18 protein-coding genes are annotated in these 17,792 nt (G+C 33.8%); 10 read left to right on the top strand and 8 right to left on the bottom strand.

Features of this window, described 5'->3' with window-relative positions:
• Positions 1-45 precede the first annotated feature (45 nt).
• Entirely contained in the window at positions 46-711 is a 666-nt protein-coding gene (locus B0I10_RS04805; protein WP_220086188.1) for a hypothetical protein, read from the top strand.
• A 44-nt stretch (positions 712-755) separates the two neighbouring features.
• Positions 756-1,547 (top strand): DUF2490 domain-containing protein, encoded by a 792-nt coding sequence (locus tag B0I10_RS04800; RefSeq protein WP_112085367.1) that lies wholly within the window; start codon positions 756-758, stop codon positions 1,545-1,547.
• A gap of 202 nt (positions 1,548-1,749) precedes the next feature.
• On the opposite strand, the gene B0I10_RS04795 is transcribed toward B0I10_RS04800, so the two are convergent.
• Together B0I10_RS04795 and B0I10_RS04790 are read right to left on the bottom strand one after the other, a co-directional pair.
• The gene (locus tag B0I10_RS04795) at positions 1,750-2,355 is read right to left on the bottom strand and encodes a DNA-binding response regulator (protein ID WP_112085366.1); all 606 of its coding nucleotides are present in this window, start codon (positions 2,353-2,355) and stop codon (positions 1,750-1,752) included.
• A 2-nt stretch (positions 2,356-2,357) separates the two neighbouring features.
• Complete coding sequence (locus B0I10_RS04790; protein ID WP_112085365.1) at positions 2,358-4,127, bottom strand: sensor histidine kinase; 1,770 nt, start codon at positions 4,125-4,127, stop codon at positions 2,358-2,360.
• A 226-nt stretch (positions 4,128-4,353) separates the two neighbouring features.
• Here B0I10_RS04790 and B0I10_RS04785 point away from each other — a divergent pair, with 226 nt between their 5' ends.
• Positions 4,354-5,361 carry a hypothetical protein gene (locus B0I10_RS04785; RefSeq protein ID WP_112085364.1) on the top strand — a complete coding sequence of 336 codons (1,008 nt, stop codon included), beginning with the start codon at positions 4,354-4,356 and terminating at the stop codon, positions 5,359-5,361.
• Positions 5,362-5,382: 21 nt separating this feature from the next.
• Here the strand turns inward: B0I10_RS04785 and B0I10_RS04780 are convergent, their stop codons facing one another.
• The gene (locus B0I10_RS04780; protein ID WP_112085363.1) at positions 5,383-5,736 is read right to left on the bottom strand and encodes a DUF1801 domain-containing protein; all 354 of its coding nucleotides are present in this window, start codon (positions 5,734-5,736) and stop codon (positions 5,383-5,385) included.
• Between the two features lie 6 nt (positions 5,737-5,742).
• Complete coding sequence (locus B0I10_RS04775; RefSeq protein ID WP_112085362.1) at positions 5,743-6,018, bottom strand: hypothetical protein; 276 nt, start codon at positions 6,016-6,018, stop codon at positions 5,743-5,745.
• Between the two features lie 82 nt (positions 6,019-6,100).
• Between B0I10_RS04775 and B0I10_RS04770 the strand changes: the two genes are divergently transcribed.
• From B0I10_RS04770 to B0I10_RS04745, 7 genes are all read left to right on the top strand, one after another.
• Positions 6,101-6,724, top strand: coding sequence for a hypothetical protein (locus tag B0I10_RS04770; RefSeq protein ID WP_112085361.1), 624 nt, complete (start codon positions 6,101-6,103; stop codon positions 6,722-6,724).
• 83 nt (positions 6,725-6,807) lie between these two features.
• A complete protein-coding gene (locus tag B0I10_RS04765) occupies positions 6,808-7,104 on the top strand; it encodes a winged helix-turn-helix domain-containing protein (protein ID WP_112085360.1) in 297 nt (98 codons plus the stop codon).
• Between the two features lie 45 nt (positions 7,105-7,149).
• Entirely contained in the window at positions 7,150-7,812 is a 663-nt protein-coding gene (locus B0I10_RS04760; RefSeq protein ID WP_112085359.1) for a DUF1361 domain-containing protein, read from the top strand.
• Between the two features lie 63 nt (positions 7,813-7,875).
• A complete protein-coding gene (creD, locus tag B0I10_RS04755) occupies positions 7,876-9,219 on the top strand; it encodes a cell envelope integrity protein CreD (protein ID WP_112085358.1) in 1,344 nt (447 codons plus the stop codon).
• Positions 9,220-9,325: 106 nt separating this feature from the next.
• Positions 9,326-9,769, top strand: a complete 444-nt coding sequence (locus B0I10_RS04750; RefSeq protein WP_112085357.1) for a DUF6934 family protein — start codon at positions 9,326-9,328, stop codon at positions 9,767-9,769.
• 10 nt (positions 9,770-9,779) lie between these two features.
• Positions 9,780-9,932 (top strand): hypothetical protein, encoded by a 153-nt coding sequence (locus B0I10_RS15625; protein WP_181456894.1) that lies wholly within the window; start codon positions 9,780-9,782, stop codon positions 9,930-9,932.
• 200 nt (positions 9,933-10,132) lie between these two features.
• A complete protein-coding gene (locus B0I10_RS04745) occupies positions 10,133-11,059 on the top strand; it encodes a hypothetical protein (protein WP_112085356.1) in 927 nt (308 codons plus the stop codon).
• Between the two features lie 105 nt (positions 11,060-11,164).
• On the opposite strand, the gene B0I10_RS04740 is transcribed toward B0I10_RS04745, so the two are convergent.
• The 4 genes from B0I10_RS04740 to bglX form a co-directional block, all read right to left on the bottom strand.
• Complete coding sequence (locus B0I10_RS04740) at positions 11,165-11,587, bottom strand: lipocalin family protein (RefSeq protein WP_112085355.1); 423 nt, start codon at positions 11,585-11,587, stop codon at positions 11,165-11,167.
• A 160-nt stretch (positions 11,588-11,747) separates the two neighbouring features.
• A complete protein-coding gene (locus tag B0I10_RS04735) occupies positions 11,748-13,508 on the bottom strand; it encodes an MFS transporter (RefSeq protein ID WP_112085354.1) in 1,761 nt (586 codons plus the stop codon).
• 165 nt (positions 13,509-13,673) lie between these two features.
• The gene (locus B0I10_RS04730; protein ID WP_112085353.1) at positions 13,674-15,431 is read right to left on the bottom strand and encodes a discoidin domain-containing protein; all 1,758 of its coding nucleotides are present in this window, start codon (positions 15,429-15,431) and stop codon (positions 13,674-13,676) included.
• Positions 15,432-15,494: 63 nt separating this feature from the next.
• Positions 15,495-17,792, bottom strand: coding sequence for a beta-glucosidase BglX (bglX, locus tag B0I10_RS04725; RefSeq protein WP_112085352.1), 2,298 nt, complete (start codon positions 17,790-17,792; stop codon positions 15,495-15,497).

Here is a 17,792-nt window from a genome sequence, read left to right as displayed (position 1 = left end):
AGCCGAACACCGTTTTAAGAAGTAGGCAAACAAAAAAATCACAAAATGAGAAAAAAAGCAATTATCGGAGTGGTTGTTATGGCAAGTTTTGCTCTATCTTGCAATCAATTGACAGAACAGGCAAAAGAAGAAGCAAACAAAGTTGTTTCACAAACCAATGAAAGTGTGCAAAAAGTAATTGATGATTTGGGATTGGTATATGTGGAAGAGGGTGCTCAAAATATTATTACCTTTGACGAAGTAAATGCTGCTCAACAAGCGTGGTGTGACGCACTTGTTAAAATTGGTCAATTAAAAGAAGAAGGTGGCGATTACAAAACCTATGCTGAGCAAGTACTTTCAGAAGCTTATAATTATGATAACGGGAAGGTGTTTTTTAAACCAACTTTAGCGTATGGAAGTCAAACTTTTAGAAATGACAAAAAAGGTGCATTGGCCTATTTTATTGGGGGTGACCCAAATTTTCCAAATGATAATGGTTTTGCTTTAACTCCATGGGTAAAAGCAAGGTACGACAATGCCGGCGAAAGTAATGAAGGTATCCAAATTTATGGTTCAGTCGCCATAACTATGGGTAATGTCTGGGTAACAGGAAAAGATGGAAAAGAAGTTATGGTTGATAAAACTTGGGTCTTTAGAAAAGGAAAAGACGGAAAATTGAAAATAATCGTTCATAAATCATCCTTGCCATATAGTCCTGTAACAAAATAAAATTAACAGGGTTGGGCTTCAAAGTCCAACCCTGTTTCACAATTATGAAAAAATTTAGAACCGTTTTTATTTTTATGCTGGTCGTGTTTTTCAACACATTAAATGCACAAAATACGCGTATTGACAACCGTAATTCCATTGGTTGGTATAATTATTTCGGAACATTAAAAATAGCTGAAAAATGGGGTTTTCATACTGAATATCAATTTCGAAGAAACGAGCTGGTTACTGAATGGCAACAAAGCTTATTACGCGTTGGTGTTAATTATCAAGCGAATAAAAACGTTCAGTTTCGTTTGGGTTATGCTTGGATAGAAACCTTCCCATATGGTGACATTCCAATTAACGGAATGGGAAAAGATTTTACAGAACACCGAATTTTTCAAATGGTCACACTAACGGATAAAGTTTCAATAATTGATTTATCTCACCGCTTTATACTGGAACAACGTTGGGTTGGTACCTACTCTGATTCTAATTTAAGGGTAGAAGATAATTATCTTTTCCTTAATCGTCTTCGGTATATGTTCCGACTTCAAATTCCCTTAAAAGGAATTGAAATTAAAGACAATACTCCTTATTTAGCAATTTATGATGAAGTATTTATTGGTTTTGGAGAAAATGTCAACGAAAATGTGTTTGACCAAAATAGAATTGGCATTTTACTGGGCTACCAGTTTAACTCTAAACTTAAAGTAGAAGCCGGCTTTCTAAATCAAATTGTTCAACTTGGACGCGAAGTGGATAGCCGTAATGTATTTCAATACAACAATGGCTTCATTTTAAATGCTATTTTCAACGTAGACTTGTCTAAAAAATCAAAAACAATCAATTAAATACTACTGAGCTACAGCCGAACAAGATTTTTGGTTTTTTCAACAGATTTTATAAAAATGGTATTGTTGTTTATGATTTGCTACTTGTTAGGCTATAAATCAAAAGACTATAATTTCATTTAAAACTTGAAAATCAACAATACAATTTGATTGATTAAAGTTGTTTATTACTTTCGTGATTAGAATAAATTAAAGAACTTAATCAATTATTCAAAAGAGCAATAAGTTGTCCTCTACTTTTTACATTTAGCTTGATATAGATATTTTTCAAATGAGTTTTTATTGTATTGACTGATACATATTGAGCTTGAGAAATTTCATAATTAGTTTTTCCATTCATCAAATGTTGAATTACCTCAAGTTCCCGACTTGTTAATTCAGCTATACTTGATTTTTTTAATTTATCAATTTGTTTTTCTCCATTCGGTCGCCATTTTAAAAAATTAGCAACGCCAACTTGAATAGCGGCTGAAAGGCCGCCTTGGCTGATAGGTTTGACTAAATAACCTGTTGGAAAAGTTTCTTTCGCCTGATCTAAGGTTTTTTCATCAAAAAAAGAGGTAATAAACACAAAAGGAACGCCATAATCTTCTGAGAGTTTTTTACCAAATTCAATTCCACTATCTTGATGACCTATTCGAATATCGACCAGCGCAAAATTTGGGTGCTTTGTTTCTAATTCTATCAAAGCTTGCTCATAGCTATAGGAAACGGAAACTACCTGATGACCTAGTTCTATGCAATACTCTTTTAAATCCATTGCAATTATGGGTTCATCTTCAAGGATTAAAATTGTTAGAGCTTCCATTTTTATGATTTAAATTTTAACGTAAAAATTGTGCCTTTTTCACTTTCAAATCGTTGTTCCCCATTTAATTTGATACTAAAAGCTTGAATTAATCGCATGCCTAGTGATTCATTTTCTGCATCATGAATATCATTTTTGATTCCAATGCCATCATCTTTTACAATCAATTCGAGCATATTGTCGTTTGCTTTTCGCAAAATTATCTCAATAAGTCCATCATGACTTTGAGTAAAAGCATATTTGAACGCATTAGACAATAGCTCATTCAAAATCAGCCCGAGACTCATTAGTTTTTCAATATCTAAATTTATATCTTCGATAGCCGAGTTAATTTTTATTTTTTTCTCAGGAATTTGATACGTGATATAAAGTTGCTGAATTAATTTTTCAATATATTCTTTAGGATTTAATTCAACTAAATTGGTGTTACTGTAGATATTTTGATGAATAATTGACATGGCTTGAATACGCGAAATACCATCATCAAATATTTTCTTTGAATCAGGATCTTGTACTTTGCGAACGTGCATATTGAGTAAACTACTAATAACTTGTAAATTGTTTTTTACGCGGTGATGTATTTCCTTAACAAGATCTTCTTTTTGAACAAGTAAAACATTTAATTTTTTATTACTTTGGTTTAGTTTATAACGCAACCAAAACAATCTAAAAGCTAAAACCAACAACAATGATGTTATAATACTGATAATCCAAATGGCATTTGTACGGCTCTCAATTATACGCTTATTCACTTCAATTTCCTTTTCTTTTTCTTTGGTTTTGTAAATTGTTTCGAGCTTATCTGTTTCTTTTTTTCGATCACTTTGAATCACCATATCAGTAGCTTCGTGGTACATTTTTAAGTGTTCAAAAGCTGATTTATAATCGCCTTTGATAGAGTCTAAATGTGTATATAATTGATAAATATCCAACTTTTCATGAGGCATATCGATTGATTTTCCTAAAACGATTGCTTGATCTAAATATGCACGTGCTGCCTCATATTTTTTTTGTTTTATTTTTAAGTTTGCCAAACTAACATAAGAGCTTATTAAACCATTATTATTTTTACTTCTGTTTTGAAAATCAAGTGACTTTAGCATCAATTGCTCCGCTTTTTCAAATTGTTGCATATATTGATACACAATACCTAAGTTGTTTAATGCAATAGACATTCCAAGCGTATCTTTCGCTCTATCTTTGAGTTTATAGGATTGATTATAGGTTTCAATTGCCTGGTTATATTTTTTTTGAATGCGATAAATTGCCCCTAAATTATTGTATGCTGCAGCAATTCGAACTTCATTATTCGTACTCTTGAACAGGTCTAATGCTTTTTTATAATTTGATTCGGCTTTTTCGTATTCTTTTTGATAAAAAAACATTACGCCAATATTTAGAAAAGTATTTGCTTCTCCATTAACATCGCCAATTTCCCTTTTTATTTCTACAGATTTTGAGTAATAATAAAAAGCACTATCGGCAATGCCTGAATAATCATAGGACAAACCTTGTAAATGATTAGACCAAGCTTGCATTGCTTTGTTTTTTATAGCATTTGAAACTTTCAATCCTTTTCTGGCATAAAATACTGCTTGTTCATTGTCTAAACCAATAAACTCGGTAGCTAATTCATTATATGCATATACGGTGAGTGTGTCAAGTTTTGGTGCTTTTAGCACATTAAGTAAGCTGTCAATTTTTTTATTTTGTTGTGCTTGACTTAAAAATGGGACGAAGCTAATTAATAATATGATTTTTAACCTTTTCATTTTTTATTGAAAAATTTTAATAACAAGATTTAATCTTTAAATGTAAATATTAAAATTTTATTATTAAATAAAGATTTATAAAAAAACTTCAGGAATTATTAAAAATCACCCAAAAGTAGTAGTTAAACCATCCGTAAAACGGCCAAATTTGTATTCGATTAAAAGTATGATTTTCAAACTTTTGATAAAATAATTTTATTTTAAAAGCAATTAATTTGTAGGTAGTATGGCAAGGCAATTTATATTCATTTTCATTATAAGTATTTGTTCCATTTCGATTTATAGTCAAGTTGGAATTAACACAACTGCACCAAAATCTACACTTGATGTTGAAGGTAAACCGGGAATTCCTACTGAAATTGATGGCATAAAAGCACCAAACATTTCCGGAAACGAATTAAGAGATAAAGATGCCGTTTATGGTACAGATCAAACAGGTGTAATTGTCTATGTTACTTCAATTCCATCGCCTATATCAATAAAAACAATTCATATTAATGAAATTGGTTACTATTTTTTTGATGGAACGAGTTGGAAAAAACTTTCCTATAACAGTTTAAATGAAATTGGAGATATAAAAAGTAGTCTCAAAACAACAGATCATAATGGATGGGTTTTGTTAGATGGAAGGCTAGTCGCTTCGCTATCATTAACGCAACAAACAAATGTTTTTAGCTTATTTGGTGGTACTACGCTTAATCTTCCGGATGCTTCAAATAAAATAGTCGTACAAGGTGGCACAATTGGTACGACATCAACTGCAACAAACATTACACAAAATCAACTACCAAATGTTACCCTTACAGGATTTACAAATTTCGGCGGAGGTCATTCACATACTGTTGATCCCGCTCCTATTTCAACTAGTAGTAATGGGAGCCACACACATACGCACAATGCTAATCGAAACGCAACAGATGATTATTATGGCTTAGTTAGAGCTACTGCTTTAGATAGTGGTGGTGCTGCCTCATTTACTACTGCAACTGGATTAGCCGGATATAATGGCCGAGTTAACGCTGGTTTTAACGGAAACCCAAGAGCACTTTCTATTAATTCGGGTGGAGACCACACGCATACCATTGATATTCCATCAACAGCAACAAATACCGTTAGTGACCATTTTCATTCTTTACTAACAACTTCAATAAATGGTGGTGTAACCCAGCAAAGACTTACAACTGATAATTTACCAAGACTTAATGTGAATATGTTTGTTTATTTGGGGTTGTAAAAATTATAAAATGGTTAAAGTTTATTTTTCATATAAAAGCCTTTGTTCGTTTATCAAATCAACCAAAACTTCATTATCAATTTCTTCCAATGAAAAATAACGCAATGATTTAAACGTATTTCGCTTTTCACCCACCAACAATCCCGTATGTTGTTGAAGTTGATAGCCTTTGTTAAATGCTAAATCAATATATTGTCCTTTGTGACTTGCATTTAAAAAACAAAATGGTTTACCATTGACATAGTAATAAGGAATTTTCCATTTGAAGAGCAAAACAGCTTCCGGCAATTCCCTTTCGATAATGACTTGCAAATTCAAAAGTATCTCTTTGTATAGTTCGGGTTGGTTCAAAATGTATTCTTCTGCTGGTTTCATCAAAAATTAATTTTTGCCAATTGTTTCAATGCCTTCATTTTCTTTTGTATTTCTTTTGCCTCGCATCAAACGATAACCATATTTAAAACAATTAAAATTTATAAAACAAAATATAAGAATAAGTATAATTTTCCCAGAATAATAGCCAACTACATAGGATTCATCTTGTCCTATTATATCTTTTTCTTCGATGAGAATCATTTGTAATACGGAAGAAAGTATTGAAATTAAGAGAATTAAACCAATCAAAAACAAAAAGACACCTAGAACTTTTTTTATCATTTTTTTAAATTTTGAATAAAAGTAAAAAATAATTGCACAGAATAAAAAGTTTTATTTACTTTGCAATTCAAAGTACTTTAAAATGGAAAACGAGAAATACCTCAACGACCTTTCTGAAATTAAAAATTTGATGAACCGATCCTCACGCTTTTTGTCGTTGAGCGGACTATCGGGAATTTTAGCCGGAACGTATGCCTTAATTGGAGCGTGGTTAGCCTATAAAACGATTTACTTTGATACCTCAACCATGGGGGCTTATAAAAATTTAGTGATTTCCGAGGAGGCTGTTATCCGATTACTAGTGATTGCTGCCTCCGTAGCTATAATTTCTTTGCTCACCGGAATCCTTTTAAGTGTTCAAAAAGCAAAAAAAAATAACGAAACAATTTGGAACAGCACAGCAAGACGATTAGTAATCAATTTTTTGATTCCTTTAGTTACCGGAGGTTTCTTTATACTATTTCTAATTGAAAAAGAAATGTTAGGACTAATTGCTCCACTTACCTTAATTTTTTATGGTTTGGCTTGTGTAAATGCAAGTAAGTATACGATAGGAGGCGTTCGCTACTTAGGACTAACTTTTATTGTTTTAGGTTTAGTCTCCACTTGGTTTTTAGGTTATGGCTTATTGTTTTGGGCATTAGGTTTCGGTGTTTGCCACATTTTATATGGTAGTATTATGTATTTTAAATATGAACGAAACTAGATTTTTGGATTTTTAGATTCTTTCAATTTTTCAAATTTCACTAATCTGTGTTCAAAAAAAATTTAATTCCTTTCCTTTGCCTAATGAAAAACATAATCCAACATATCAACAAAGCCTTTGACCATCGCATCCGACTGGGCATCATGTCGATATTGATGGTAAACGAGAGTGCCGATTTTGCTACATTAAAAGAATTGTTAGGTGCTACCGATGGAAACCTTGCCTCTCACGCAAAAGCGTTAGAAGCTGAAGAATACATTGCCATTGAAAAACAATTCATTGGAAAAAAACCCAACACCAGTTACAAAGCAACAAAACTTGGAAAAAAAGCCTTTCAAGAGCACATTGAAGCCCTTGAAAAATTAATCAAAAAAAGCTAACCTATTTTTTTATCTATTAACTTTGAAATACAAAGTACTTTACAAATGAAAAAATTACTCTACTACCAAAACATCAGAAAAAATGAAGTCATCGTTTTTGCAACGTTAACGCTTTTCTGTCTCTTGTTATTACTCATCAGAGCCAAAGTAACACAAAGTGTTTTCTTCTTTTTTTTGATTTGGAATTTATTCCTCGCCTTTATTCCCTACTTGATTTCATTCTTTCTTTTTACGTCAGTTACGTTTCAAGAAAGGAGATTTTTACGAATCGGAACGCTTTTGGTTTGGTTATTATTTCTACCTAACTCTTTTTATTTATTAACCGATTTTGTCCATATCAATAAATTTCCGGATGTACCTTTTTGGTTTGATTTGGTATTGGTTTACTCCTTCTCCATTACCGGATTTGCGTTGGGATTATTCTCCATCCGAACCATCGAAAAAATCATTCAATTGCATTATTCCAAAGTCCAAAGTAAAATCATGCTGTTTAGTATTCTTTATTTAACCGCTTTTGGTATTTACCTCGGACGATTTTTACGTTTCAACAGTTGGGATTTACTAGCTAATCCAATCGATTTATTTGCTTCTTGTGTGGATTGCCTTTTCATTCCCGATGTACAGAATTTCACGCTCGGTTTCGGCACTTTTTTACTTGTTCTATATTTCGTTACAGCTTCCTTCATTTCTAAAAATAATAACATCTAAATCACTTCAACCCTTTTAACCTTTTAAACCTTTAACCTTTTAAACCTTTTAAACTTTTCAATCATGGAAAAACAAACCAATTTCTTTCAGTCCAACACCGCAAAAATCATTATGGTTGGCTTTTTAACACTCATTTTACTAATTCCGCTTCAATTTGTAAAAAGTCTTATTGAAGAACGATCCATTCGTCAAAAAGAAGTCGTTTCCGAAACTTCAGAAAAATGGGGTGAAGACATTTATTTTTATGGACCAATTTTGAAAATTCCTTATAAACAAACCAGTGAAGTAGTTGAATACGATGCTAAATCCAACGTTCAGGTAAAAAAATACGTCACCGAAACTAAACTAGCTTATTTTTTCCCGGAAGAATTAAAAAACACTACCGATGTCACGATGGTCAAACCCTTGCAACGCAGTTTGTATAAGTCGAATGTGTTCAATGCTCAAATGGATTTTTCGGGAAGTTATGTTTTTCCCAACTTTAAAATCAATTCGATTGCAGATGAAAACATCCTATGGGACAAAGCCACAATTCAAATTCGAACCACCAATTTAAAAAGCATTAAAAGTCAGGTGAATTTAAAATTAGGCGATTCAGTGTATCGTTTTGAACCTACACAAAACAAGCAAAACGATTCGATGTCCACTTTAGAAACCGGTTTGGTGAATTTGCAATCGCTTCAGCAAAATAGAAAACAAAATTTCACATTCAACATCAACTACGACGGAAGTAAAATGATTCATTTTGCTCCGATTGGCAAAACGACTTCGGCAAAAATGACTTCCAATTGGCCATCACCGAGTTTTTCAGGTAATTTTTTACCAAACGATAAAAACAAAAAAATCACTTCCAAAGGTTTTGAAGCCGAGTGGGAAGTCTTGCACCTCAATCGACCTTTTCCACAACAATCATTTGAAACCTTACCGAATGTGAAACCGCATGCTTTTGGCGTCGATTTTATTACGACTGTGGATGAATACCAACAAAACGAACGAGCTTCCAAATATGGATTTTTAGTGATTGGATTGACATTTTTAATCTTTTTTCTCATTCAAAGTATCAGCAAAATCAACATTCATATTTTTCAGTATTCGATGATTGGGTTGGCGTTGATTATGTTTTATACGTTGCTGATTTCGATTACCGAACACAGTAGTTTCACGTTGGCGTATGTAGTGGCCGGAGCTTCGGTGATTGTGTTGATTTCGCTCTACTCGATTTCGATTTTAAAGAATAAAAAGTTTCCGGCTTTCATTGGCATTTCGCTCACATTTTTATACACATTTATTTTTGTGATTATTCAAATGGAAGATTACGCGTTGTTGGTGGGTAGCATCGGATTGTTCTTGATTTTAGCCGCTGTGATGTATTTTTCGAGAAAGATTGACTGGAGTTCGGGGAATTAGATTAATTTATTTTTAAAACCATTAAGAAATTAAGGTTCATTAAGCTTGCTTGGTGAGGTTGATTTTTTGGTGGTTTTTTGTACTTTTGATTTTTAATAAATTTTGTATGAAAGCCGAAAAATATCATTTAAAAGCCGAAAGTAAATTTACACGTTTTGAATTTATAAGTGAAGGTTCAAAAGGTACAATTAGAAAACTTATTGAATTTCAAGAAACCACAAACCCAGATGTATTTAATTTAGCATTTGGAGATTTTAACCCTCAAACATTTGAAATAGATGATTTGGCCGTTTCAGATAATGGCGATACAGAAAAAGTACTAGCAACAATAGTCAATGCAGTTTATACATTTTTCAATCAATATCCGGACATATTTGTCTATGCTACAGGAAGTACAAGAGCCCGCACACGATTATACAGAATGGGAATATCCCGTTTTTATGATGAAATGAAAAAAGATTTTTATCTTTATGGTCAAATTGGAGATGATTTTGTTGAGTTTCAAATTGGCATAGAATATGATGGCTTTTTAGCACAACGTAAATTTTAAATAAAGAAACATGAAATCAGTAACAAACATATCAAATCAAAATACACCTTTAGTGGCTATCGATAAAAATTTAGATAAGCTGAGAGATAAAATTATGTTTCCTAAAAAATTAGAAAAAGCAAACAAAGTCTTATCTACCGCAAAACTTCCAAAGAAAAAGTAGTAATAACTATAATTTTTTTAAACCATTAAGAAATTAAGGTTCATTAAGCGTGGCTCGGTGAAGTTAGTTTCTGAATGGTTTTTTCATCAATAACTTATAACAAATAGTAATTTTTTTATATTTAATAAATGAAAATATATAATTACAAACAAATCTTTACGATTTAAATTAATAACTGTAACTCTATAAATAAAAAAATCATGAAAAAATTAAGAGAAAATACTTTGTTGATTATTCTATTCATGGGATTTATAAGTTGTCAAAATAATGATGACAGTACTGTTCGATACATTCCAACTAATCAATCACTCACTGCACTGTATGATAACGCATTGGAAAATAAAACTCAAAGAGTGACTTTTGACGCTGGAACAACTTTTACTTTTGTTTCTCTAGATGGTGTAACTTTAACAATTAACGGTAATCTTTTACGTAAAAATGGGAATGTTGTAACTGGAAATGTCAATTTAGAGTTTATTGAAATCTTTGATAGAGGCTCTATGCTGGTCGCCAATAAACCTAATATGGGTCTTGAAAATGGAGAAATCAAACTCTTAACTTCGGGCGGTGAATTTTTTATCAATGTAAAGCAAGACGATGTTAATCTAACTTTAGATGGTCCAATTTATTTACGCGTACCAACCTCATTGACCGGAGGAACTGACAATGATATGCTAGCTTTTACCGGTTATATTAACGAAGATAATGATTTAATTTGGGAACAAGATACAACAACACAACTTCAGGTTATCGGCTCACCAACAGGTGAAGAACAATTTTACTTTATTGCATTAAACGGTTTTGGTTGGTTTAATTGTGACAAATATATAGCTTATCCGGGTGAAAAAACCACGATTACATCATTTGTACCGCAAGGTTATAATAACGATAATGCCTCAATATTTGTCGCAGTAAGTGATCTTCCAAACTCATTAGGTTCATCATGGGGAGAATTTCCGATTGGTCTTGAAGTAAGTTTGATTTTTATTACTGAAGAACAAGGTAAGTTCAGGTATGCAGTTAAATCTAATGAAATTTTAACGGCTAATCATCAGGTTACATTCAATTGGTCTGATACTAATCTCGCTACAGAAGAAGAACTTATTGATATTATAAATGCATTATAACTTGCTTTTCAATAAACGAAACAAAAAAAAACGGAAACAACTACTCAAAGTGTTTCCGTTTTTGCATTCAGTCCATAACGTGACGGACTTTCATTTTTTTAAGAATTAATCTTTTTCATATACGGTAATAAAACCGGCAGCGTCTCTCACTTTTAATTCAGAAAGCGTAAGATTCATGATATCTTGTGTTTTGGTTACACCGTCAATTGTAGTCGTTAAATTATTGTGTGATCTTGAATACGTTCCGGTTTCTGTAATCAATGCACATGGAGTATCAGTAGAATCATATTCACCTTGATTCACGTCGTTGTCAATCTTTAGGTCTAAATAATCTTTATTACAACCCGGTTCATTCTGTGGAGCATCAATTAAAACTTCCTGTCCGGAGATTACTGTTCCCACTTGGGCTACATTCCACTTTCCAATTACGGGTAAAAGTGTTTCACCGTCGTTATCGTCGTCGCTACAAGAAGTGGCAAATAATCCGATAGTTAAGGCAAAGGCGAATAATAGACTTCGATTTTTCATAATTTGTTTATTTAAATTGTTAGGTGTAAAGGTAGATGAGTAATCGAAGTTGCTTGTTACAGAATTATGAGTAAGGTTTATACAATTACGCCCCTAAAGCCAAAAATGCAAAAACCCGACAATCACTTGCCGGGCTTTGCTATATTAAGTTCAAATTTTATTAATGACTTCCTTCTGCTTCGATTTCATCCACATTTATGCCTTGTTTCTTTAAAATCCCTTTAACTAAAACCGCAAATAACGTAAGGTATCCAAAACATAAAACCGGAATAATATACGAATTATGAATACCAATGATATCCGATAATTTTCCTTGTAAAGGAGGAATAATGCCTCCACCCAAAATCATCATTACTAAGAAAGCAGAACCTTGGGCTGTATATTTTCCTAAACCAATAACAGACAAACTGAAAATAGCCGGCCACATGATGCTACACGCTAAACCACCGGCTAAAAAAGCGTAAATCGCTACCATTCCTTCTGTTGTTAAACCGATTACCATGGCGATTATTCCCATTAAACCAAAAACGGTTAATGTTCGTGCGGGTTTGTCTTTACAGATAAAAAAAGCAATAATTTGAATGAATACACAAAAAATATAGTAGTATAAAGGCGACATATCTTTATCGGCAATAATATTTACAATTAAAATAACCGCAAATGCAATCAAAGGAATAACGATCAATGCAATGGTTTTCTTTATTCCACTTAAATTAAAAACAGCAATAGCACCTGCCCAGCGGCCAATCATTAAACTTCCCCAATACATGGAAATGTAAGGAGCAATTTCAGACGATTGCAAACCGCCGAATTCTTTTAAGCTTAACAATTCGCCCAAATTACTTCCTACGGCAACTTCCACACCTACATACGTGAAAATGGCTAACATTCCCAATACCAATTGCGGATATTGCATAGCTCCCCATCCGTCACTTTTCTTTTGAGCACTTTTATTCGCAAACAATAAACCGCCAATAATTACAAGTAATGCTCCGGAAAGCCAATACATTCTTTCTTTTTCCAAAGGATGTTTTAAGGTTTGTATTTCAGCATTTTTATTCGCTATTTGTGCTTCATAATCTACTACAGTATCATCGGTTGAAATCTGAGCTTTTAAATTTGATAATTCAATTTGCAATGCATCAATTTTTAGAGCCTCTTCACTTTTATAACTTGAAAAAACAGGGGCAAAACAAATGGCCAATAAGCCTGTCATAATTACTAATGTGGTTAAAGCTTTGTTTGCCTTTTCCATCGGTTCGTTTGAAATACCATCCGGCACTTTTTTAGAAAAGAAAAATAAAGCTGCGGCTACTAAAAATAAAATTCCAACGCCTACATATAATAAAATTACTTTATCTAAACCTAGATTTTTTATTTGATCATCACTCACTGAAGCCGCTGAACCGAATAAAGCAAAAGCTACAATGAGCGGACCAATGGTCGTTCCAAAAGAATTAATTCCTCCCCCTAAATTCACTCTACTTGTACCCGTTTTTGGGTCGCCAAGCAAAATGGCAAATGGATTAGCAGCGGTTTGTTGCAATGAAAAACCTAATGCAACGATAAACAAACCGACTAACATTCCGGCATAAACATTCGCTTGTACAGCTAAAATCATTGCTCCTGCTCCTAAAGCGGAAAATAATAAACCATATACAATACTTCTTTTATAACCCCATTTACTTACTAAATCTTTTCCATTTAAGGCTCCAAATGCAAATAAAAATAAAGCTCCTAAATAATAAGCTGTGTAAAAAGCAAAGTCAACTAACTGTGATTGAAATTGATCTAATGAAAAATAACTCTTGCAAAAGGGAATAAAAATACTGTTTCCGGCGGCTATAAATCCCCAAAAGAAAAATACCGTTATCAAGGTATAAAGAGCAGGATAATTTGTTTTTGTAGTGGCTTGATTCATTATTGGATTAGTTAAAAGATTTAGTGATAAAAAATTTATGAATAGTTAAAATTTTACGATTTGAAAATGATTTAAATATACTGTTATGCTCCATTAAATTTGATTGTGATACTAAATAGTTATCAACGAAAAAGTGTTTAAAAAGATGGTGAGAATGAAACATGATTACTCAGCCTTTTTGATTTCACTCTTGGGTCCGATACCATTATTATTAAATGCTTCTATTTGAAAATAATACACATCGGAACGATCCAATCCATTAAAATAATATTCGTTTTTGCCATACACCATGATTGAACCGTATAATTTATCCGGTGATTTTCCAAAGTAAATCACATAACCATCAGCCGAAGGTTCTTGTTGCCATTTGAACCATACATTTCTGCGTTCCCCTTCCACTTTTGGTCCGGAACGTAAGGGGACAAAATTCTGCACCAATCCCGGTTTTTCGCTACTTCCTTTTCCGAAAACTCGAAAACCACTAATTGCAAATTTTCCCGTTGGCATTTGAATGTTAACCAACTTTAAATAGCGTGCTGTTGTTGGCGATTGTAATTCGATGTATTCATGCGGAACATCTTTGGTGCTTTTACTTTGATCCACTAAAACTTTCCAATTTTTACTATCATTCGATTGGTACAAAATGTATTTATGTCCGAGAGTCGTTTCCGGTTTTCCCATCAATTCCACATCCTGATCGGCATAATTAATTTGAATGGCATTAATGGTGCTGCGTTCGCCCAAATCAGTAATCATAAACTCTCCTTTACTCGCGGTTTGTGCACTCCAATAGGTTTTAATGTCTTCGTCAACAGCAAAATTGGGTTGGTAACCACCCAACGTGGAAGATACTTGAACGGGTTTGTTATAATTCAATAACATCCAACCTGAAAAATGATTGGTTAAATGATTTTTATTCTCCGAAGGAAGAAAAGTCGGGTAATCACCATAGGCGGTGTTGCTATACATCACATCGTCCTTATCAAAACCTGCCGGCCAAATGCCCAATCGGCGTTCAAAATTGTTTTTGGTGCAAATTCCAATCGTGGAAACATGCCAATAATTTTTATTTACATCTTGATAAGTCGCTCCATGACCCGCACCTCTGGCAAATCCACCCGGTTTATACGAAAACGGATTGTGTGGTTGATATTCAAACGGACCTAGCGGACTTTTACCTACATAAACGCCATCGGCATAACCGCTAAATTCCGTTCCGGGAGCTCCGTATTGCAAGTAATATTTATTGTTGTATTTGGTCATAAACGCACCTTCGGTAAACGGTTGTAAAAACGTATTGTCGTTGTTTTCACCAAATCGTTCCCAGCCGTGTTCAAAATCATTTAATGCTAAAACAGGAACAGGTTCGCCTTCCGGCTGAAAGGTTTTACGATTTAATTTCAAACCATATAACGGGTATAAATTACTGGAGCCATAATACATGTACAATTCATCCTTTTCTTCGTCCCAAAAAATTTGCGGATCCCACGCACCGGCTTGGTGTTTGTGCACTAATTCTTTCCAATCGTCAACTTCGGGATTGGTACTCATCCAAATAGGAAAATCTTTGGTATGTGTAGAACCAATAACCAATAACGTATCGTTTATAAAAGACAAAGAAGGAGCACACAATTCGTCCCAAACCTTATGTTCGGGTCGGAGAAATTTTCGCGGAATAAACTTCCAATCGAGCATATTTTCACTGTGCCAATACCCCCATTGGTTGGTGGAAAAAAGATAATATTTTCCTTTGAAAAAAGTGATGACCGGGTCGGCGGTTGCACGGTGTTTTCCTTGTGTAACAAAAGGTTCAATTGGGCAATAGCCATAATCGATATTGATGGGATTGCAATAGGTCTTTTGTTGAGAAAAAGCCGAAATGAACCCAATCAGAAAAAATAAAATAATATAGAAATTCTTCATAAAAAAAATTTAGAAAAAAACCCTTTGAAAAGCTCAAAGGGTTTTCAAATAAAAAAAACTCACTTATTTAACTAACTCAAATTGTACTTTTTCGGTGGTATCGGAATTTGTTCCGATAAAAAGGTCAAATAGTCCCGGTTCGGCAACAAATTCTAAATCGTAATTATAAAATTTCAACTCTTCTTCTGTAATTTCAAAAGAAACGGTTTGTTTCTCCCCTTTTTTCAAATTTATTTTTTGAAAACCTTTTAGTTCTTTTACTGGTCTTGTTACCGAACCTACAATATCACGAATGTAAAGTTGAACGACTTCTTTTCCATCATAATTTCCGGTATTGGTAACATCAACAGAAGCAATAATTTTTCCTGTAGAAGTCATTTTACCATCGGAAACTTTTAAATTGGAATAAGAAAAAGTAGTATAACTCAAACCATATCCGAAAGGAAACAAAGGTTCATTCCGTTCGTCAATATAATTGGAAAGGAATTTTACAAATTTTCCTTCTGAATTATTTAAAGGTCTCCCGGTATTTTTATAACTGTAATAGATTGGAATTTGTCCCACACTCCTTGGAAAAGTTGCAGTTAGCTTACCGGAAGGGTTTTCGTCTCCAAACAAAACATCAGAAATTGCATAACCTGCTTCTGTTCCCGGAAACCATACGTTTAAAATGGCAGCCACTTTTTTGTTTTCTTCCACCAAAACCAAAGGACGTCCGGTGAATAAAACCAAGACAACCGGCTTTCCTGTTTTTAATAATGCCTCTAATAATTCTATTTGCACATCAGGTATTCCCAATTCGGTTCGGCTACTAGATTCGCCACTCAACTCAGCTGATTCGCCCAATGCGGCTATAATTACATCGGCTTGAGCAGCCGTTTCTAAGGCTTCTTTTAGTAACTCTTCTTTGGTTCTATTGTCGCGATTTAAGGTTTTTCCAAACATGGTTGCTCGCTCTTCATAAGCGGCATCGGCTACCAAATTACTTCCTTTGGCATATATTACTTTGGCCGATTTTCCTACAACTTCCTGCATTCCGTTCGTAAGCGTTACTGCCTTTTCATGTTTGGTAGCTACGCTCCATGTGCCGGGCATATTCACAGCGTTATTTCCTAACGGTCCGATAACAGCAATGGTTCCTGATTTTTTTAAAGGTAAAATATCCTGATCATTTTTCAATAGAACGAACGATTCTGTTGCTGTTTTTCTGGCTTCTGTACGATTGGCTTGTGTAAAAATATCGGTTTTGTTGCGTTTCAAATCACAATAACGATACGGATCTTCAAACAAACCTAAATCATATTTTGCACGTAAAATCAAGCGAACAGCGTTGTCAATTTGTTGAATGGTAACTTTACCTTCGTCTAGCGATTTTTTTAGCGTATTTAAAAACCCACCGCTAACCATATCCATTTCAATTCCTGCTTGAAGGGACAATGCTGAAACAGTTTGAAAATCGCCAATTCCATGCTCTGACATTTCTTGAATTCCGGTATAATCGGTTACTACAAAACCATTAAATTTCCATTGGTTACGCAAAACTTCGGTCATTAACCATTTGTTTGCCGTTGCCGGAATACCATCTACTTCGTTAAATGATGCCATTACTGAGCCCACTCCGGCATCAACGGCTGCTTTATATGGAGGAAAATATTCGTTGTACATTCGGATTCTACTCATATCAACTGTATTGTAATCTCTGCCGCCTTCGGGAGCTCCGTACAAAGCAAAATGTTTTACACAGGCTAAAATTGTATTATTTAAAGATAAGTCCTTTCCTTGGTATCCATTTACCATTGCTTTGGCAATTTGACTACCTAAGTATGGATCTTCGCCTGAACCTTCTGAAACTCTTCCCCAACGAGGATCGCGGGAAATATCCACCATGGGTGAAAACGTCCAATTGATTCCGTCTGCACTGGCTTCTTTAGCGGCAATTTGAGCACTTCGTTCAATCAATTGCAAATTCCATGTACTCGATAATCCGAGTGGAATTGGAAAAGTAGTTTCGTAGCCGTGAATGACATCCATTCCAAAAAGCAACGGAATTTTTAATCGCGACTTTTCAACCGCTATTTTTTGAACTTCACGTATTTTTTCAGCAGATTTTATATTAAACAGACCTCCTACTTTACCTTCTTGAATATTTTTTGCTACGTCGGAACTATTGGCTTGGCCGGTTGTGATATCACCGGAGGTGGGTAAATTTAACTGACCGATTTTTTCATCCACAGTCATTTTGGAGAGTAATTCCTCAATAAATTGTTCTTTAGGTATTTTAGTTTTTGATTTGTCTGCTTTTTGAGCGATTGCTAAAAAGTGAAAAAGTAAGAGTAAAAATAGGGTAAAATATAGTTTCAT

Source organism: Flavobacterium lacus (genome assembly GCF_003268815.1).
Classification (GTDB): domain Bacteria; phylum Bacteroidota; class Bacteroidia; order Flavobacteriales; family Flavobacteriaceae; genus Flavobacterium; species Flavobacterium lacus.
This window is presented reverse-complemented; position numbering and strand designations above follow the sequence as displayed.

What these genes read in the sequence shown, in the direction of transcription:
- bglX (WP_112085352.1), bottom strand. Translation starts at nt 17,792, where the DNA reads ATGAAACTATATTTTACCCTATTTTTACTCTTACTTTTTCACTTTTTA.
- B0I10_RS15625 (WP_181456894.1), top strand. Translation starts at nt 9,780, where the DNA reads ATGAAATCAGTAACAAACATATCAAATCAAAATACACCTTTAGTGGCT.
- B0I10_RS04770 (WP_112085361.1), top strand. Translation starts at nt 6,101, where the DNA reads ATGGAAAACGAGAAATACCTCAACGACCTTTCTGAAATTAAAAATTTG.
- B0I10_RS04790 (WP_112085365.1), bottom strand. Translation starts at nt 4,127, where the DNA reads ATGAAAAGGTTAAAAATCATATTATTAATTAGCTTCGTCCCATTTTTA.
- B0I10_RS04775 (WP_112085362.1), bottom strand. Translation starts at nt 6,018, where the DNA reads ATGATAAAAAAAGTTCTAGGTGTCTTTTTGTTTTTGATTGGTTTAATT.
- B0I10_RS04795 (WP_112085366.1), bottom strand. Translation starts at nt 2,355, where the DNA reads ATGGAAGCTCTAACAATTTTAATCCTTGAAGATGAACCCATAATTGCA.
- B0I10_RS04765 (WP_112085360.1), top strand. Translation starts at nt 6,808, where the DNA reads ATGAAAAACATAATCCAACATATCAACAAAGCCTTTGACCATCGCATC.
- B0I10_RS04750 (WP_112085357.1), top strand. Translation starts at nt 9,326, where the DNA reads ATGAAAGCCGAAAAATATCATTTAAAAGCCGAAAGTAAATTTACACGT.
- B0I10_RS04745 (WP_112085356.1), top strand. Translation starts at nt 10,133, where the DNA reads ATGAAAAAATTAAGAGAAAATACTTTGTTGATTATTCTATTCATGGGA.
- B0I10_RS04785 (WP_112085364.1), top strand. Translation starts at nt 4,354, where the DNA reads ATGGCAAGGCAATTTATATTCATTTTCATTATAAGTATTTGTTCCATT.
- B0I10_RS04760 (WP_112085359.1), top strand. Translation starts at nt 7,150, where the DNA reads ATGAAAAAATTACTCTACTACCAAAACATCAGAAAAAATGAAGTCATC.
- B0I10_RS04730 (WP_112085353.1), bottom strand. Translation starts at nt 15,431, where the DNA reads ATGAAGAATTTCTATATTATTTTATTTTTTCTGATTGGGTTCATTTCG.
- B0I10_RS04805 (WP_220086188.1), top strand. Translation starts at nt 46, where the DNA reads ATGAGAAAAAAAGCAATTATCGGAGTGGTTGTTATGGCAAGTTTTGCT.
- B0I10_RS04800 (WP_112085367.1), top strand. Translation starts at nt 756, where the DNA reads ATGAAAAAATTTAGAACCGTTTTTATTTTTATGCTGGTCGTGTTTTTC.
- B0I10_RS04735 (WP_112085354.1), bottom strand. Translation starts at nt 13,508, where the DNA reads ATGAATCAAGCCACTACAAAAACAAATTATCCTGCTCTTTATACCTTG.
- B0I10_RS04740 (WP_112085355.1), bottom strand. Translation starts at nt 11,587, where the DNA reads ATGAAAAATCGAAGTCTATTATTCGCCTTTGCCTTAACTATCGGATTA.
- B0I10_RS04780 (WP_112085363.1), bottom strand. Translation starts at nt 5,736, where the DNA reads ATGAAACCAGCAGAAGAATACATTTTGAACCAACCCGAACTATACAAA.
- creD (WP_112085358.1), top strand. Translation starts at nt 7,876, where the DNA reads ATGGAAAAACAAACCAATTTCTTTCAGTCCAACACCGCAAAAATCATT.